Annotated in this window: 13 protein-coding genes; 7 read left to right on the forward strand and 6 right to left on the reverse strand. The window is 71.9% G+C overall.

The annotated features are described in order from the left end of the window. Window positions 1-46: 46 nt before the first annotated feature. On the reverse strand, window positions 47-1,588 hold the full coding sequence (locus OOK07_RS08315) for an APC family permease (RefSeq protein WP_266795742.1): 1,542 nt from the start codon (window positions 1,586-1,588) through the stop codon (window positions 47-49). A 34-nt stretch (window positions 1,589-1,622) separates the two neighbouring features. Further along, window positions 1,623-2,576 carry a hypothetical protein gene (locus OOK07_RS08320; protein ID WP_266678366.1) on the reverse strand — a complete coding sequence of 318 codons (954 nt, stop codon included), beginning with the start codon at window positions 2,574-2,576 and terminating at the stop codon, window positions 1,623-1,625. 398 nt (window positions 2,577-2,974) lie between these two features. Between OOK07_RS08320 and OOK07_RS08325 the strand changes: the two genes are divergently transcribed. From OOK07_RS08325 to OOK07_RS08340, 4 genes are read left to right on the forward strand one after another with little or no spacing between them, the layout of a single operon-like run. After that, window positions 2,975-3,868 carry a DMT family transporter gene (locus tag OOK07_RS08325; RefSeq protein WP_266795743.1) on the forward strand — a complete coding sequence of 298 codons (894 nt, stop codon included), beginning with the start codon at window positions 2,975-2,977 and terminating at the stop codon, window positions 3,866-3,868. 23 nt (window positions 3,869-3,891) lie between these two features. Next, window positions 3,892-4,425, forward strand: a complete 534-nt coding sequence (locus OOK07_RS08330; RefSeq protein WP_266795744.1) for an NUDIX hydrolase — start codon at window positions 3,892-3,894, stop codon at window positions 4,423-4,425. A 36-nt stretch (window positions 4,426-4,461) separates the two neighbouring features. Next, the gene (locus tag OOK07_RS08335) at window positions 4,462-4,854 is read left to right on the forward strand and encodes a YidH family protein (RefSeq protein WP_266795745.1); all 393 of its coding nucleotides are present in this window, start codon (window positions 4,462-4,464) and stop codon (window positions 4,852-4,854) included. After that, window positions 4,851-5,174, forward strand: coding sequence for a DUF202 domain-containing protein (locus OOK07_RS08340; RefSeq protein WP_266678374.1), 324 nt, complete (start codon window positions 4,851-4,853; stop codon window positions 5,172-5,174). The genes OOK07_RS08335 and OOK07_RS08340 overlap by 4 nt, the downstream gene beginning before the upstream one ends. A 368-nt stretch (window positions 5,175-5,542) precedes the next feature. Here OOK07_RS08340 and OOK07_RS08345 read toward each other — a convergent pair whose 3' ends face one another. Further along, the gene (locus tag OOK07_RS08345; RefSeq protein WP_266678376.1) at window positions 5,543-6,490 is read right to left on the reverse strand and encodes an NADP-dependent oxidoreductase; all 948 of its coding nucleotides are present in this window, start codon (window positions 6,488-6,490) and stop codon (window positions 5,543-5,545) included. A gap of 112 nt (window positions 6,491-6,602) precedes the next feature. Here OOK07_RS08345 and OOK07_RS08350 point away from each other — a divergent pair, with 112 nt between their 5' ends. The 3 genes from OOK07_RS08350 (at window position 6,603) to OOK07_RS08360 (ending at window position 9,299) form a co-directional block, all read left to right on the forward strand. Next, a complete protein-coding gene (locus OOK07_RS08350) occupies window positions 6,603-6,899 on the forward strand; it encodes a hypothetical protein (protein ID WP_266678378.1) in 297 nt (98 codons plus the stop codon). Between the two features lie 156 nt (window positions 6,900-7,055). Next, entirely contained in the window at window positions 7,056-8,078 is a 1,023-nt protein-coding gene (locus OOK07_RS08355; protein WP_266795748.1) for a phosphotransferase family protein, read from the forward strand. Between the two features lie 6 nt (window positions 8,079-8,084). After that, complete coding sequence (locus OOK07_RS08360) at window positions 8,085-9,299, forward strand: acyl-CoA dehydrogenase family protein (protein WP_266795750.1); 1,215 nt, start codon at window positions 8,085-8,087, stop codon at window positions 9,297-9,299. 84 nt (window positions 9,300-9,383) lie between these two features. Here the strand turns inward: OOK07_RS08360 and OOK07_RS08365 are convergent, their stop codons facing one another. Genes OOK07_RS08365 through OOK07_RS08375 form a run of 3 tightly spaced genes read right to left on the reverse strand, consistent with a single transcriptional unit; the run spans window position 9,384 to window position 12,446 of the window. Continuing rightward, window positions 9,384-9,977 carry a TetR/AcrR family transcriptional regulator gene (locus OOK07_RS08365; RefSeq protein ID WP_266678384.1) on the reverse strand — a complete coding sequence of 198 codons (594 nt, stop codon included), beginning with the start codon at window positions 9,975-9,977 and terminating at the stop codon, window positions 9,384-9,386. Window positions 9,978-10,014: 37 nt separating this feature from the next. Beyond that, the gene (locus tag OOK07_RS08370; RefSeq protein WP_266795751.1) at window positions 10,015-11,682 is read right to left on the reverse strand and encodes a class I adenylate-forming enzyme family protein; all 1,668 of its coding nucleotides are present in this window, start codon (window positions 11,680-11,682) and stop codon (window positions 10,015-10,017) included. Continuing rightward, window positions 11,679-12,446: an SDR family oxidoreductase gene (locus OOK07_RS08375; protein WP_266678388.1), complete on the reverse strand. Its 768-nt coding sequence runs from the start codon at window positions 12,444-12,446 to the stop codon at window positions 11,679-11,681. Before OOK07_RS08375 ends, OOK07_RS08370 begins: the two co-directional genes overlap by 4 nt. Window positions 12,447-12,494: the final 48 nt, after the last annotated feature.

Consider the following 12,494-nt stretch of genomic DNA (forward strand, 5'->3'; position numbering starts at 1 on the left):
TACCGGCGCCCGAAAGCCGGTCCGCATGCCTGCCCGCTCCGGGTGCCTACGACGTCTCCTGCGCCGCCCTGTCCAGTTGGAAGGCCTCGTTGCCGAGTCCGATACGGGCGTGTGCCTCGGGGGCCCGCGAGCGCAGGACCAGGCCCTGGACCAGACCGGCGACCAGGGCGAGGCCGGTGATGCCCGGCAGCGCCCAGCTCAGGGCCGAGCCGGGGCCGGCGCCGACCAGTACGTCGAAGTCCTTGACGGTGTAGCCGGCGATCACGAGCAGGGCGAGTGCGGCGAGCGCGGAGGTCACCAGGCGCCACCACTGGGCGCCCGCCGCGCCGCGCCGGGCGAAGAAGACGATGACCGACACGGAGGCCGCCGCCATCAGCAGGATCACGCCGAGGGCGCCGACGTTGCCGAACCAGGTGAACAAGTGCAGCACCGGCCCGGTGGGGTCGCCGGTGGGCTTGTCGTCGGCGACCGCGAAGGCGATCACGACGACCGCCGCCACGGCCGTCTGCAGCAGGGAACCGCTGCCGGGAGCGCCGCTCGAACCGGTCGTACGGCCGAAGGTGCGCGGCAGCAGGCCCTCGCGCCCCATGGCGAAGGTGTAGCGGGCGACGACGTTGTGGAAGCTGAGCATGGCCGCGAACATGCCCGTGACGAACAGGACGTGCAGGACGTCGGTGAAGGTGGAGCCGAGCCGGGACTCGGTCAGCGAGAAGAGCATTCCGGCGCTCTCCTTGCGGGCCGCACCGACCACCTGCGTGGGGCCTGCGGCGACGGTCAGGGCCCAGCTGCTGACGGCGAAGAACACGGCGACGCCCGCGACGGCGAGGAACATCACGCGCGGCACGAGGATGTGCGGCTTGCTGGTCTCCTCCGCGTACACGGGCGCCTGCTCGAAGCCGAGGAAGGCCGCGATGCAGAAGCAGAGCGCGGTACCCACCCCGGCGCCGCTGAGTGTGTCCGGGTTGAAGGCGTGCAGCGACAGGCCCTCCTTGGCCGGGTCGCCGATCGCCGCGACGTCGAAGACCACCACCAGGATCACCTCGACGACCAGCAGCACGCCCAGCACGCGTGCGTTGACGTCGATTTTCAGCCAGCCCAGCAGCCCGACGACCGCGAGGGCCGCCAGCGCCGGTATCCACCAGGCGATCTCCAGGTGGGCGTAGGTGGAGAAGAGCCCGGAGACCTCGAAGCCGAAGATGCCGTAGATGCCGACCTGCAGGGCGTTGTAGGCGACCAGCGCCACGAGCGCGGCGCCCGCGCCGGCGGTGCCGCCCAGGCCCCGGGAGATGTACGCGTAGAAGGCGCCCGCGTTGTGGACGTGCCGGCTCATCTCGGCGTAGCCGACGCTGAAGAGGACCAGCACCACGCCGAGGGCGACGAACAGGAGCGGCTGGCCGACGATCCCCATCACCGCGAATGTGGTGGGCATGACGCCTGCGACCACCATGAGGGGGGCGGTCGCGGCGAGCACGGAGAGCAGCAGCCCTCCCGTGCCGAGGCGGTCGGCGCGCAGGGCGCGCTCCTGCCCCAGATACGTACTGATGCCGTCGGTGGCGGGTCTGCTCGCGTTGGAACTGCCCGTGGTCATCGCAGGACCGTCCTTCTGGTTGGCGTCGGGAGTGTCATGCCGTGCCGAGCGCGGCGGCGCGCGCGGCACGGAAGGCGGAGTGCGGTTCGCGGTCCGGGTAGGACCAGGGTGCCGGGGTGGCGTGCTCGCCGATGCGGTGGAACAGGGCGGCGGCCTCGGCTCCCCGGCCCTCGCAGACCTTGGCGTGGGCGAGGAAGTTGAGGTCGACCAGGCGGCGAGGGTGGCCCTCGTGCTCCCATTCCAGCCACCAGTCGAAGGCGGTCTTCATGACCTGGCGGGCCCGGCGGCCGGTCCAGTGCCCGGAGGCTGCCGGGTTGGCCGGCTCCTGTCCGGAGGCTGCCAGCACGCGGTAGCGCTCGGCATGGGCGACGACCGGCAGGATCGCCAGCGGGGAGTCGGCGGGGGCCTGTCCGGCGGCCCAGTTGGCGAAGTCGTAGACCTCGTGCAGCGGGTCGGGGCCGGCGTTCGCGTGCCGCTCGGCGAGGTGGGCGACCATCAGGTGGTGGGCGTGGTGGTGGTCGGCGTACCGGCCGCGGACCTGGTCGAAGAGCCGTGCGGTCTCCTCGTCCGCGCCCACGTCGCGCGCCAGCATGAGCAGGCCGAGCCATGGGGTGGGGTCGGCGGGCACGAGGGCGGCGGCGGCGCGGCAGGCCTCCCGGGCACGGTCGGGTTTCTCCTTGCCTCGCAGGGCGCGCCGGACCAGTGCGAGCGCGAGCAGCACGGCGGCGTCGGCGGAGTCGGGCTCGGCGAGCAGCCAGTCCCCTGCCCAGGCGGCGCTGTAGGGCTCCAGCGCCAGTACGGTGATCCGGTGCCCGCGGCGGTCCCAGTCGTCGCCTGTGCGCACGAGCAGGGACCGCGCCGCCTGCCACCGCCCCTGCGCCAACGCGGCGCGGGCGCCGGAGAGTTCGGCGTCGTCCAGAGCCGCGTCGAGCGCCTGGGCGGCCACACGCTTGCGGCCCCGGCCGAGGGGTGGCGGGGGTGGAGACACCGCGGGAACTTCCTCACGCGACGCGGCTCGTCGTCTGGTTTCGGCTTGCCGTCGACTGGTCACGCACAGCAAATCCCCCACCAATGCTTTGCGTCAAGGGATGCACGCCCGTTACACGCGTCAACTTCCGTTACTGCAGAGACACTTGTGACCCAGGGGCGTGACGCGTCCCGATATGTACGGTCACGGATGTGGCGTACGCCATGGCGCCCCCTGTTCCGGCACCCCACCATGACGGGACGGCCACGTCACCGTCCTTGACCGTCCTTCGGCCGTCGGGGCAACGTGACGGAGTCGACTCCCCGGATCCGCGCACTCCCAGCAGCACGCCGGGCGCCGGGAGGCTACAGTCACCCAAACGCACCCCGAGGCCCGGCCCGACGATCGAGGTACGCAGCGTGTCCGTTCTGGTTCTGATTCTCGCCGTGAGCGCCGCCTGCTGCCTGGGCTTCGGCTTCGTGCTCCAGCAGAACGCGGCCCAGCGGGCACCCCTGAGCGACTTCCTCTCGCTGCGTCTGCTCTTCGACCTGATACAGGTGCCGCGCTGGCTGGGCGGCATCGGCCTGATGGTGGCCGGCATGGTCCTGGGCGCGATCGCGCTGGGCCAGGGCGAGATCTCCCTCGTCGAACCCCTGCTGGCCACGAACCTCCTCTTCGCCCTCGCCCTCTCCCGCAAGCAGACCAGGCAGCCGCTGGGCCGCCAGGGCTGGGGCGGACTCGCGCTGCTCGCGGGCGGCGTCACCGCCTTCATCGTCGCGGGCCGGCCGCACGGCGGCACCGCGGTCAGCGATCCCTTCCGGCACTGGCTGATCATCGGCGCAATGATCGGCCTGGCGCTGCTCCTGACCACCTACGCGAAGCGCTCCCGCCTCAGCTCCGGCCCGGTCCTCCTCTCCCTCGCCGCGGGCCTCCTCTACGGCGTCCAGGACGCCCTGACCCGGGTCAGCGGCCAGCGCTTCTCCGAGGGCGGCCTCACCGAGCTGGTCACGGGCTGGCAGCCGTACGGTGTCGCGGCCCTCGGCGTCACCGGCCTGATCCTGGTCCAGAGCGCCTTCGAGACCGCGCCCCTGCGCATGTCGCTGCCCGCCCTCACCGCGGCCCAGCCGCTCGCCGGCATCATCTGCGGAGTGGGCTTCCTGGGCGACCGCCTGCGCACCGACACGGGAGCGCTCGCCTGGGAGGCGGCCGGTCTCGCGGCGATCGTCGGCGGCATCGTGCTGCTCGGCCTGCACCCGTGCATGCCGAGCGGCGCGGCGAAGCCCGAGCGGGTCCGGGACCTGCAGCCGAAGTGACGCCGTCCTGCTTGGATGGCCGTATGACGAGCCCCGCAGACGAGATCCTCGACATCGTCGACGAGAACGACCGGGTCATCGGCCGGTCCCCGCGCGGCGAGGCCTACGCCGAGGGGCTGCGCCACCGCTGCGTCTTCATCCAGGCCAGGGACGCGCAGGGCCGCCTCTTCGTCCACCGCCGCACCCCGACCAAGCTGGTCTTCCCCTCCCTCTACGACATGTTCGTCGGCGGAGTGGTCGGCGCGGGCGAGTCCTACGACGACGCGGCGCTGCGCGAGGCCGAGGAGGAGCTGGGTGTCTCTGGCCTCCCGGGCCCGCACTTCCTCTTCAAGTTCCTGTACGACGACGGCGCCGGCCGGACCTGGTGGTCGGCGGTGTACGAGGTCCGCTGCGATCTGCCGGTCGACCCGCAGGCCGAGGAGGTGGCCTGGCACGCGTTCCTGCCGGAGGCGGAGGTGGAGCGGCGTCTGGCGGAGTGGGAGTGGGTGCCGGACGGGCTGGCGGCGTACGAGCGCCTGAAGGCCTACCGAGGCGCATCCGGCCCGTCCGGCGTCTGAGGCCGAGGCCCATTCCGGGCCGATAAAGTTCTGAACGTGATCGACCTTGCACGAAACATCCGGCTCTGGTTCGCCCCCGAACAGGTCCGGCAGGACGGCCGCACTCCCGATTACCGCTTCTCGCTGGCGAACGAGCGCACCTTCCTGGCCTGGCTGCGCACCGCGCTCGCCCTGATCGGCGGCGGCTTCGCGGTGGACCAGTTCCTGCCGGACCTGCGCTGGGCCTGGCGCGTCGGACTCGCGCTCGCGCTGCTCGGAGCGGGCGCGCTGTGCTCCCTGCGTGCCGTCAATCACTGGATGCGCTGCGAGCGTGCCATGCGCCGCGGCGAGGATCTGCCGGTCTCACGGTTCCCGGCGGTGCTGAGTGTGGTCGTCGCCGTGGTGGCCGTGGCGATGGTCTTCGTCGTGCTCGTCGGGTGGGAGGGATGACCGCCGACGCGGAGCCCGGGCGCGACCCCGGGCTGCAGCCGGAGCGGACCCGGCTGGCCTGGCGGCGTACGACACTGGCGAGCACCGTGGCGGCCGTTCTCGCCATGAGGACCGCCCTGCACGGCGATGCCTCCCCGCTCTCCGTCGTGGCCTGCGCCCTGTGCTGCGTCCTGTGGCTGGGCTTCCTCCTGATCGCCCACCGCCGCATCCGCACCCTGTCCTCGTCCGACAGCCCCCACGCCCTCACCCCCCGCCACGCCACCACAGCGGTCCTGTGCACGATCGCCGTCGCAGCATGCGGAGCGACCCTCATCCTCTGACCGGCAAGACCGCACCGCACGGCACCGCACCGCGATTCCCACGGTCGGCACCGCGACCCGCACCCCGTGTGCGCACCACGATTCCCACGGCCGGCACCGCGGCCCGCACCCCGTGCTGCATCCCTCGCTGGGCTCCCCGCCACGCCACCACAGCCGCCCTGCGCACGATCGCCGCCGCAGCGCGCGGAGCAACCCTCATCCTCTGACCGGCAAGACCACACCCCACCGCACCGCACCGCACCGGCGATCCCCACGGCCGACGCCGCGACCCGCACCCCGTGCTGCACCCCTCGCTGGGCTCCCCGCCACGCCACCACAGCCGCCCTGCGCACGATCGCCGCCGCAGCGCGCGGAGCGGGCCTCGTCGTCTATCCGGCCGGCTCCACCTCCCAGTCCACCGTCACGACGATCTTCCCCCGCGTCCGCCCCTCCTGGCTGCGGCGGTGTGCGTCCGCAGCCCGCTCCAGCGGGAACGTCTCCGAGACGTGCACAGACACGACGCCCTGTTCCACCAGTTCGGTCAGCCGCAGCAGGTCCTCGGCGTCCGGGCGCACCCAGCAGTACCGGCCGCCGTAGCCGATGACGTCGCCGTCGGCGATGGACGCCAGACGGCCCTGGGGGACCAGCAGGTCGGCCGAGGTCTTCAGGGCCTCGCCGCCGACGGTGTCGAACACGGCGTCCACTCCCTCGGGCGCCAGCGCGCGCATCCGCTCGGCCAGCCTCTCGCCGTACTCCACGGGCTCGCAGCCCAGCCCCCGGAGGAAGTCGTGGTTGCCCTCGCTCGCCGTGCCGATCACCCGGGCGCCCAGGTGCCGGGCCAGCTGGACGGCGACGGAGCCGACCCCGCCCGCGGCCGCGTGCACCAGGACCGTGTCACCGGGCCCCACCTGGAGCACCTTCACCAGCACCTGGTAGGCGGTGAGCCCCGCCAGCGGCAGCCCGGCCGCCTCCTCCCAGGTGAGGTTGCGCGGCTTGCGGGCGAGGGTGCGCACGGGGGCGGCGACGTACTCGGCGAAGGTGCCGCGGGAGAGAAAGTCCTCGCGCACGTAGCCGATGACCTCGTCCCCGGCGGTGAACTCCGTGACGGAGACGCCCGGTTGCACCACCACGCCGGAGACGTCCCAGCCGGGCACCACGGGGAAGACAGGGTCGATCATTCCGTCGAGGTAGCCCTCGCGGCACTTCCAGTCGACGGGATTGACGGCGGCCGCGCGGACCTTGACCAGCACGGCGTCGGGGCCGATCTTCGGATCGCGCACCTCGCCGTACTCGAGCACGTCCGGTCCGCCGTACCGGCTGTAGCTGATGCCTTTCATGACACCGACCCTCCCGGGCGCCCGGGCGCCACGCAACCCGAATGCCCCGATATGTACCGATCGCATGGCAGCCTGTCCGTCGTCACCACCCGTACCCCCGAAGGTGAGCCCCATGACCACCCTCCACATGGAACACGCCTCCCACACCCACGCGCACGGCCCGGACTGCGGCCACGCGCGCGTGCCGCACGGAGACCACGTCGACTACGCGCACGACGGGCATCTGCACCGCGAGCACGGCGACCACTGGGACGAGTGCGAGCCCGCCGGACACGCCCCGCACGACGCCCACGACCACCGGCACGGCGAGGGCTGCGGGCACGAGAGCGTCCCGCACGGAGACCACGTGGACTATCTGCACGACGGCCACCGGCACGCCCCGCACGACGGCCACTGGGACGACCACTGAATCCGGGCCGGGCCGACTCCGACAGCTCCCCGCGGTACTGCGCGGGGAGCTGTCGGCCTATCGTGGCTCAGATCACGTTCGCCTCGCACACTGGACGACATACCGACCGGTCGGCATCATAGTCGGGAACCGTTTACGCGCCCGTTAGGAGCACCGATGAGCCCCGACCACCCGCCAGGTCTCGATCTCGACCGGCTGCGCGGCCTGCTCGACCAGGAGCGGCCCGGCCTGGTGCACGGCCCCCTGACCGGCCGGCTGATCGAGGGCGGACGGTCGAACCTCACGTACGCGGTCTCCGACGGCACCTCGAAGTGGGTCGTACGACGGCCGCCGCTCGGCCATGTGCTGGCCACCGCGCACGACATGAAGCGCGAGCACCGCGTGATCAGCGCCCTGCACCCGACGGACGTCCCGGTGCCGCGCCCGGTGCTGCTGTGCGAGGACGAGGAGGTCTTCGGGGCTCCTCTCTACGTCATGGAGTTCGTGGAGGGCACGCCGTACCGCACGGCCGACCAGCTCGCCCCGCTCGGCCCCGAGCGCACCCGGGGCGCCGTTCTGTCCCTGGTGGACACCCTGGTCGAGCTGCACGCGGTGGACCCCGCCGCGGTGGGCCTCGCCGACTTCGGCCGACCCGAGGGCTTTTTGGACCGGCAACTGCGGCGCTGGGGCAAGCAGTTGGACGCCTCCCGCAACCGTGAGCTGGCCGGCATCGACGAGCTGCACGCGGCGCTCGGCCGGCAGCTCCCCCCGTCGCCCGCGCCGACCGTGATCCACGGCGACTACCGGCTCGACAACGTCCTCATCGGCGAGGACGACAGCATCAAGGCGGTCCTCGACTGGGAGATGTCGACGCTCGGCGACCCACTCACCGACCTCGGGCTGCTGGTGATGTACAGCATGCCGCTGGGCATGCCGGACTCCCCCGTCTCCACCACGGCCGAGGCGCCCGGGCACCCGGAGCCGGCCGAGCTGATCGAGCGGTACGCCGCGCGCTCGGGGCGCGACGTCTCCTCGGTCTCCTGGTACACGGCGTTCGCCTGGTTCAAGCTCGCCGTGATCCTGGAGGGCATCCACTACCGCTACACGCTGGGCCAGACGGTCGGCCAGGGCTTCGACCGCATCGGCGACCTGGTGCCTGTCTTCATCGGGCACGGCCTGACCACTCTTCAGGAAGGCTGATCGGTCATGGACTTCGCGTTCGACGCACGCACCGAGGAACTCCGCGCCACACTCCTCGCCTTCATGGACGAGTACGTCTACCCGGCCGAGGCGGTCGCGGAGGAGCAGCGGGCGGCGCTGGCCTCCCCGTGGGACACCCCGGCCGTGGTGGGGGAGCTGAAGGCCGAGGCGCGCAGGCAGGGCCTGTGGAACCTCTTCCTCCCGGACGCCGAGCACGGCGCCGGACTGACCAACCTCCAGTACGCGCCGCTCGCCGAGATCACCGGCCGCAGCCCGCAGCTGGCGCCCACCGCCACGAACTGCGCGGCGCCCGACACCGGAAACATGGAGGTGCTCGCGCAGTTCGGCGACGAGCAGCAGAAGAAGCAGTGGCTGGAGCCGCTGCTCGCCGGTGAGATCCGCTCGGCGTTCGCGATGACCGAGCCCGAGGTGGCCTCCTCGGACGCCACCAACATCACCACGCACATCGAGCGGCACGGCGACGAGTACGTCATCACCGGCCGCAAGTGGTACATCTCCGGGGCGATGAACCCGGACTGCAAGATCTTCATCGTGATGGGCAAGACGGACCCGGACGGGGCGGACATCCGCCGCCAGCAGTCCATGATCCTGGTCTCGCGGGACACCCCGGGAGTCATCGTGAAGCGCGCGATGCAGGTGTTCGGCTACGAGGACCATTCCCACGGCGGCCACGCCGAGGTGATCTTCGACCACGCGCGCGTACCGGTGACCAATCTGATCGGCGAGGAGGGCGGCGGCTTCGCGATCGCCCAGGCCCGGCTCGGTCCGGGCCGTATCCACCACTGCATGCGGCTGATCGGCATGGCGGAGCGGGCGATCGAGCTGATGTGCCGCCGGGCCGTCTCCCGTACGGCCTTCGGCAAGCCGCTGGCCCAGCAGGGCGTCGTCCAGAACTGGATCGCGGACGCGCGCGTGGCCGTCGAGCAGCTGCGCCTGCTGGTGCTGAAGACGGCCTGGATGATGGACACCGTGGGCAACAAGGGCGCCCACGCCGAGATCCAGGCCATCAAGATCGCCACGCCCCGCACGGTCGTCGACATCCTCGACCGCGCGATCCAGCTCCACGGCGCGGGCGGCGTCAGCCAGGACTTCCCGCTGGCCGAGCTGTACGCGAGCGCCCGCACCCTGATGCTCGCCGACGGCCCGGACGAGGTCCACCAGCGGTCGCTGGCGCGGCGGGAGCTGAAGCAGTACATGTGAGCCCCATGGCCCATGTGTAAGGGGCGGCTGCCCTTGGCAGCCGCCCCTTACCTGTGCCCGTATGGACCTGTGCCCGTACCGCGGTTACGGCCGCAGCGCCCGCAGCAGCAGGTCCGCCAGGTGGTCGGCGACCTCCTGCGGGCTGAGCGGGCCGTCGGGCCGGTACCAGGTGGACAGGTGGTGGACCGAACCGAAGTGGTAGTCGACCACCAGGTCGGCCGGAGTCGCCTTGGAGAAGACGCCCGCCTGCTGGCCCTCCTCCACCAGCGCGCGGAAGCGCTCGTGGTAGCGACGGCGCTCGGCCCGCACCTGCTTGTTCTTCTCCGGGCTCAGATGGTGCATGGAGCGGAAGAAGATGTTCGCGTCGTCGAGGTTGTCGATCGTCGTGACCACGACGTCGGCCGCCGCGCCCCGCAGCCGCTTCTCGATCGGCTCGTCGGCGTCCGCGAAGGCGTCGAGGCGTTCCTGCTGGACGCGCAGCACGCGCGCGTACACCTCGTGCAGGAGGTCGTCCTTGGAGCCGAAGTAGTGGTACAGCGCCCCCTTGGTGACGCCGGCCGCCTCGACGATCTCCTGCACCGAGGTGCGGTCGTAGCCCTGCTCGGCGAAGAGCCGGGTGGCGGCGGCCAGCAGCCGCTGAGGGACGGGAGTACCGTCACCGTCCGTCGTCCTGGGCACTGTGCCGCCACCTGCCTTCCAAGGTCTCGGTCTGCTTCTAGTCACTGTCCCGCGGTCGGGAACGAAGCTCCCGACGGAGGATCTTCCCACTCGCCGTCTTCGGCAAGTCGGGCAGGATCTCGACCTGCCGCGGGTACTTGTAGGCGGCCAGTCTCTCCTTGCAGTACGTCGCGAGTTCAGCCGGGTCCGTGTCGGCGCCCGGACGGAGGCTGATGTACGCCTTGACGGTCTCCCCGCGGTACCCGTCGGGCACCCCGACGACGGCCGCCTCGCGGACCGCGGGATGCGTGTACAGCACGTCCTCGACCTCGCGCGGCCACACCTTGAAGCCGGACGCGTTGATCATGTCCTTCTTGCGGTCGACGACGTACAGCCACCCCTGAGGGTCCATGAAGCCGATGTCGCCGGTGCGCAGTTCGCCGTCCGGGAAGGTCTCGGCCGTCGCGTCGGGCCGCCGCCAGTAGCCGGGCACGACCTGCGGTCCGCGGACGAGGATCTCGCCCTGCTCGCCCAGGGGGACCTCGCGGCCCTGGTCGTCGACGATCCGCACGATCGTGTCCGGGCCCGGCAGGCCCACGGCCAGGGTGCCGGAGGCCGGGTCGACGGGTGCCTCCAGGCCGGGCGGCACGGAGGCGCAGGGGGCGGTGCACTCGGTCAGTCCGTAGCCGTTGCGGATGTAGGGCCCGAAGCCGGCCCGGAACTTCTCCACCAGGGCCGGCGGCACGGGGGCGCCGCCCGAGGAGATGTTGACGAAGGAGGAGAAGTGGTCCGGGGTGGCGTCCGGGTGTGCGCCCAGCGCCATGAAGGCGGTCGACGGCCCGACCGTGTAGTGCGGCCGGTGCTCGGCGAACGCGTCGAGCACGACACCCGCCTCGAAGCGGTACGTCAGCACGAGCGTGCCCGCGCTGTTGAGACACGCGCCGAGCTGGCAGACCATCCCGGTGATGTGGAACAGGGGCGCCATCGCGTAGTAGACCGGCGCGTCCGGCAGGGCGAGGCCCGTGCGCTGCCGTTCGGCGTTGAACATGATGTTGCCGTGCGTGTTGGTGGCGCCCTTGGGGGTGCCGCTGGTGCCCGAGGTGTAGCTGATCAGCGCGATGTCGGACGGCCCGGGGTCCCGGCCTTCCGGCGCCTTGTGCCCGGCCCGGGCCACGGCCACCAGGTCGTCGGCGTCGTCGGCCTGCGGCAGCCGCTCGAAGGCCAGCACGCGCGCGTCGTCGCGCGTCTGGAAGTCCAGCTCGCACGCGGTCAGCACGATCCGCACGGAGGAGTCGGCGGCGGCGTCGCGCAGATACGACTCCCAGGCACGGTCGGAACAGACGAGCGCCGTCACCTCACCGTCCCGCAGGACGTGGCCCACCTCCCCCGCCTTGTACATGGGGTTGACCGGCACGACGATCGCGCCCGCCTTCCACGCGCCGAGCAGGGCGAGCACGAAGTGCGGGGAGTTCTGCAGCAGGATCGCCACCCGGTCGCCGCGCTCCAGGCCGCGGGCGGCCAGATGCCCGGCGACCGCGTCGCTCAGCTCGTCGGCCTCGCGGTAGCTCAGCCGCCCGTCGAAGTAGGTGAGGAGGGCTCGGTCCGGGGCCTCGGCGACGGACCGGCGCAGGGCGTGCACCAGAGAGCCGGCGGGGTCGATCGGGGCCCGCTGTGCGTCGTTCAGCAGGGCCACCCAGGGCTGGGCGGCGTACGGGGAGCCGGTCACCGCACCTCCTCCCACTTCTGCTGGATGTGGTTCATGTTCGCGAGCCAGCGTTCGGGGCCGGCGGCCCTGGCCTGGTAGTACCCGGCGACCTCGGGATGCGGGAGGATCAGGAACCGGTCCTCCTCCATCCCCTTGAACAGAGCGTCCGCGACATCCGCCGGCTCGACCGCCGTGGGCTGGAGCACCAGCTCGCCCGCGCTGCCGGTGGCGGCCAGCATGTCGGTGCGGACGCCCTGGGGACAGATGGCGTGGACCTTGAGGCCCCGGTGCCGGTACGTCAGCGACAGCCACTCGGCGAAGGCGTACGCACCGTGCTTGGTGACGCTGTAGGAGGGCGCGCCGATCATGGTGAGCAGTCCGGCGGCGGAGACGGTGGACACGAACCGGCCGCTGCCGCTCTCCAGCCAGTCGGGGAGCAGCTCGTGGGCGGCACGGACGTGCGCCATCACATTGACGTCCCAGGACGTCGCCCAGGACTTCTCGTCGAGCCCGCCGTTCCCGTCCTCGAAGGCGACACCGGCATTGGCGCAGTAGACGTCCACCGTCCCGTCCAGCGCGTCCCGGGCGTCGGCCACGATCGAGGAGGCGTCTCCGGGCAGCGCGATGCCGCCGATCTCGTCGGCGACCGCCGCGGCCCGCCCGGCATCCAGGTCGTTGACCACGACCCGGGCCCCCTCGGCGGCGAACCGCCGGGCAAGCGCGGCCCCGATCCCACCCCCGGCTCCGGTGACGACCACTCCGGCATCCTGCACGGCTTCCACCATCGGTCTCCTTCGGACTGCGGCTCTGCTGCCAGCCCAGACTAACCGGTC

Source organism: Streptomyces sp. NBC_00078 (assembly GCF_026343335.1).
GTDB lineage: Bacteria > Actinomycetota > Actinomycetes > Streptomycetales > Streptomycetaceae > Streptomyces.

What these genes read in the sequence shown, in the direction of transcription:
- OOK07_RS08315 (WP_266795742.1), bottom strand. Translation starts at nt 1,588, where the DNA reads ATGACCACGGGCAGTTCCAACGCGAGCAGACCCGCCACCGACGGCATC.
- OOK07_RS08330 (WP_266795744.1), top strand. Translation starts at nt 3,892, where the DNA reads ATGACGAGCCCCGCAGACGAGATCCTCGACATCGTCGACGAGAACGAC.
- OOK07_RS08340 (WP_266678374.1), top strand. Translation starts at nt 4,851, where the DNA reads ATGACCGCCGACGCGGAGCCCGGGCGCGACCCCGGGCTGCAGCCGGAG.
- OOK07_RS08345 (WP_266678376.1), bottom strand. Translation starts at nt 6,490, where the DNA reads ATGAAAGGCATCAGCTACAGCCGGTACGGCGGACCGGACGTGCTCGAG.
- OOK07_RS08350 (WP_266678378.1), top strand. Translation starts at nt 6,603, where the DNA reads ATGACCACCCTCCACATGGAACACGCCTCCCACACCCACGCGCACGGC.
- OOK07_RS08355 (WP_266795748.1), top strand. Translation starts at nt 7,056, where the DNA reads ATGAGCCCCGACCACCCGCCAGGTCTCGATCTCGACCGGCTGCGCGGC.
- OOK07_RS08360 (WP_266795750.1), top strand. Translation starts at nt 8,085, where the DNA reads ATGGACTTCGCGTTCGACGCACGCACCGAGGAACTCCGCGCCACACTC.
- OOK07_RS08375 (WP_266678388.1), bottom strand. Translation starts at nt 12,446, where the DNA reads ATGGTGGAAGCCGTGCAGGATGCCGGAGTGGTCGTCACCGGAGCCGGG.